At 54.3% G+C, this 2,664-nt stretch carries 4 protein-coding genes and 1 pseudogene; all 5 read right to left on the reverse strand.

Annotation, left to right across the window (positions count from 1 at the left end):
* Positions 1-334 precede the first annotated feature (334 nt).
* Positions 335-646: an addiction module antidote protein gene (locus Q1J43_RS11570; protein WP_301102653.1), complete on the reverse strand. Its 312-nt coding sequence runs from the start codon at positions 644-646 to the stop codon at positions 335-337.
* A 2-nt stretch (positions 647-648) separates the two neighbouring features.
* Positions 649-948: a type II toxin-antitoxin system RelE/ParE family toxin gene (locus Q1J43_RS11575; RefSeq protein WP_301102654.1), complete on the reverse strand. Its 300-nt coding sequence runs from the start codon at positions 946-948 to the stop codon at positions 649-651.
* A gap of 243 nt (positions 949-1,191) precedes the next feature.
* Positions 1,192-1,677, reverse strand: a complete 486-nt coding sequence (locus tag Q1J43_RS11580; protein ID WP_301102655.1) for a GNAT family N-acetyltransferase — start codon at positions 1,675-1,677, stop codon at positions 1,192-1,194.
* The gene (locus tag Q1J43_RS11585) at positions 1,670-2,008 is read right to left on the reverse strand and encodes a DUF1778 domain-containing protein (RefSeq protein ID WP_301102656.1); all 339 of its coding nucleotides are present in this window, start codon (positions 2,006-2,008) and stop codon (positions 1,670-1,672) included. The genes Q1J43_RS11580 and Q1J43_RS11585 overlap by 8 nt, the downstream gene beginning before the upstream one ends.
* A gap of 199 nt (positions 2,009-2,207) precedes the next feature.
* Positions 2,208-2,664 (reverse strand): annotated as a pseudogene (locus tag Q1J43_RS11590) (hypothetical protein); the annotation flags it as partial.

Raw genomic sequence — 2,664 nt, forward strand, 5'->3', positions numbered from 1 at the left:
CCGTCTGAGGCGTAGTCAAAGCCCAGTTCCCGCTCACCGGCATAGGCCGCAGGATTCATCTGCCAACCGGCGGCGCCGTGCGTGCGCGCGGGGAAACCGAAAATCTCCTTGAAGCGCGTGGCGGCCCGGTGCATTTCTCGCCGCGTCCAGGCAGCGCTTTGCCCGCTGTATTTGGCGCGAACCCTGTCCCTCTTTCGCTCGCTCTGCCGGTTACAACTGAGCGTCTTACGGTTGACGGTGAAAAGGCGCGCCAGCTTGCCCGCCTTTTTTACTCGATCTCGTACCGCAAGGGCGCGGCCGTAATGGGGGTGTACGCCCAAATTGGCGGATTCCGTCAGTGCGCCGAATGCATCGGCTGTGCCACCAAGCGCACGCCCAAAGCGGCGCAAACGCGGCTAATTGTCTCAAAGCGGGGTTCGCTACCGGGCCGCAGTGCTTTGTACAAGGCTTCTCGTGCAATACCGGCATCTTTTGCGACCTGAGACATTCCACGAGCACGGGCAATATCTCCAAGGGCGGAGGCTAGCAGCGCCGGATCGTTCTCTTCAATAACAGTCGTCAGGTACGCCGCAATATCTTCTTCGTTGTTCAGATATTCGGCGGCATCGAACTCGGGAAGTTCAGAAATCTTGATTTTCTTTGTCATGGTCAATCCTCCAAGCATTTCGCCAGCGCTACCGCTCTGCGAATGTCGACCTGTTGAGTGGATTTATCGCCGCCACCAAGCATTACAATCAATACCTCACCGCGCTGAACGTAGTACATACGCCAGCCGGGCCCGAAGTGTTCGCGCATCTCAAACACACCCTCGCCTACCGGCTCAACATCACCTAAATTGCCAAGTTGAGCTTTCCGCAACCGCTTGTTGAGGCGCTGCCGTGTCTGCCCGTCCTTCAAGCCCTTGAGCCAGTCGGAGAACTTATCGAGACGTTTTACCGTATAGGTCATGGGTTGATTGTAATCGAACGATTACACAAAATCAATCTTCAAAGGTCGTCGAGAAACATATGTTTCCTGACACAAAGGGCAACTGGCCAGAAATAGTGGCAAAAACCGGGCAAACCGTGTGTGGCAAACAGTGTCGGATCGCTCAAGCTGAAAGTCGTCAAACTCGGGGATATCATACAGCGCGATTTTCTCGGCTTTTGAGAGGATGGTCAGTCGTCCGTTAATGTCGCCGCGCATCTTGTTTTATGTGCTCAGCGGTAGGAAAAGGGTCATTGGGTTATCAAGACAAGGGATGAATCCGTAGTGCTCATAAAACGCTTGGGCTGTTTGTGACTTCACATCAACGACAAGTGCATAGGCAGCCACATATTGACGCGCCTCTAAACACCGCTCAACTACACATCCAATAAGCAGACGACCCAACCCACGACCATGGTGGCTTGAGTGTGCTGCTAGTCGCCCCAGACGAAAACAGGGCACCGGGTAGCGAGGTAATTTTTGCTGTGTATGAGCGTCCAACGAAGTGGCATCAATTTGAGCCGCACTCAAGCTGTAGTACCCCAGGATTGTGCGAGGCATGTCGGTGTCAATTAGTACCCGCACAACAGAGATGCCCTTCTTGCTTTGCTGAACTGCGAAGCGCTGAAGGTATTCATCAAGCTCGCTCACACCGCAGGTGAATGCCTGGCGATCATGGCAACTTGGATTGAGCATTTGCTCTTCAAACACGCCGTACCTCATGCGCAAGATCGAGTGCCTTTTGCAAAGCTGCATTAGGCACGAACGCCTCATTAAGTGCTGTCGTGAATGCCTGAAAGTCCTGGGTAGTCATTGTGATACGGGACTCTCGATCTAACAGTTCGCGTGCCTTTTCCTTGGCGGCTGTCCGCACGAATGCCGCCATCGTAGTACCCGTGAGGGCAGCGGCGCGGGAAACAATATCCTTTTCTTCTACATCCATCGTCAAATCAAATCTAGCGACAGCAGACATGGTATATCCTCCAAAAATACGGGCAAGAACCGTATACGGTAATTTACCGTAAAAACCAGAAATAAACAAGAGTCACTTCCTAAAAGCATCGCACGTTTATGATGCATTGAACATCAATCAACACGGGGACTCCTGAAGGCGAACTGGTTAGTCTTGATCGCGGCTTTTCCCTGCCTTGAACGGCAAGGAAAAGCCGGCCCATGACCGGGTGAAAACTGGCACTGAAATCGGATAGCATTTTTTGTAGAAGGCGGCTTCAACAGCACTGTCAGGATGACCGCTGCAGGCCACCCGCGCTGTCTGCGTTCGGACCCTGCAAGGCCAACTTGCCGCTGCGTCCGGAAATCTCGCCGTAGGTGACGTGATGCCGTGGCAGGCTGGACGTATCCAAGGTGGCAAACAACTCACGGCAACTGACCAGGCGATAGCCCTGCTCTTGCCAGCCCGCGAGAAGTCGCTCGAAAGTTTCGGCCAGACGCATGCCTTCCAGTTCGGCATGCAAGGTGTATACCTGTGACTTCTCCTGGCCGGCGGTCAATGCCAGCACGTGTTGATCAACGTTCTTGGCAGTCAAGCCATCGAGTCCGATCAATTCATCAAGCGTTGGCAGCGTGGTTGGTATCTGAGGAATGCCGAAGACCGCGCCGGTGTCGTCTACCGGCTGGAACGGGTGACTGCCCCGCCCGTCTGAGGCGTAGTCAAAGCCCAGTTCCCGCTCACCGGCA

Source organism: Propionivibrio sp. (assembly GCF_029255185.1).
Classification (GTDB): domain Bacteria; phylum Pseudomonadota; class Gammaproteobacteria; order Burkholderiales; family Rhodocyclaceae; genus Propionivibrio.

What these genes read in the sequence shown, in the direction of transcription:
- Q1J43_RS11570 (WP_301102653.1), bottom strand. Translation starts at nt 646, where the DNA reads ATGACAAAGAAAATCAAGATTTCTGAACTTCCCGAGTTCGATGCCGCC.
- Q1J43_RS11575 (WP_301102654.1), bottom strand. Translation starts at nt 948, where the DNA reads ATGACCTATACGGTAAAACGTCTCGATAAGTTCTCCGACTGGCTCAAG.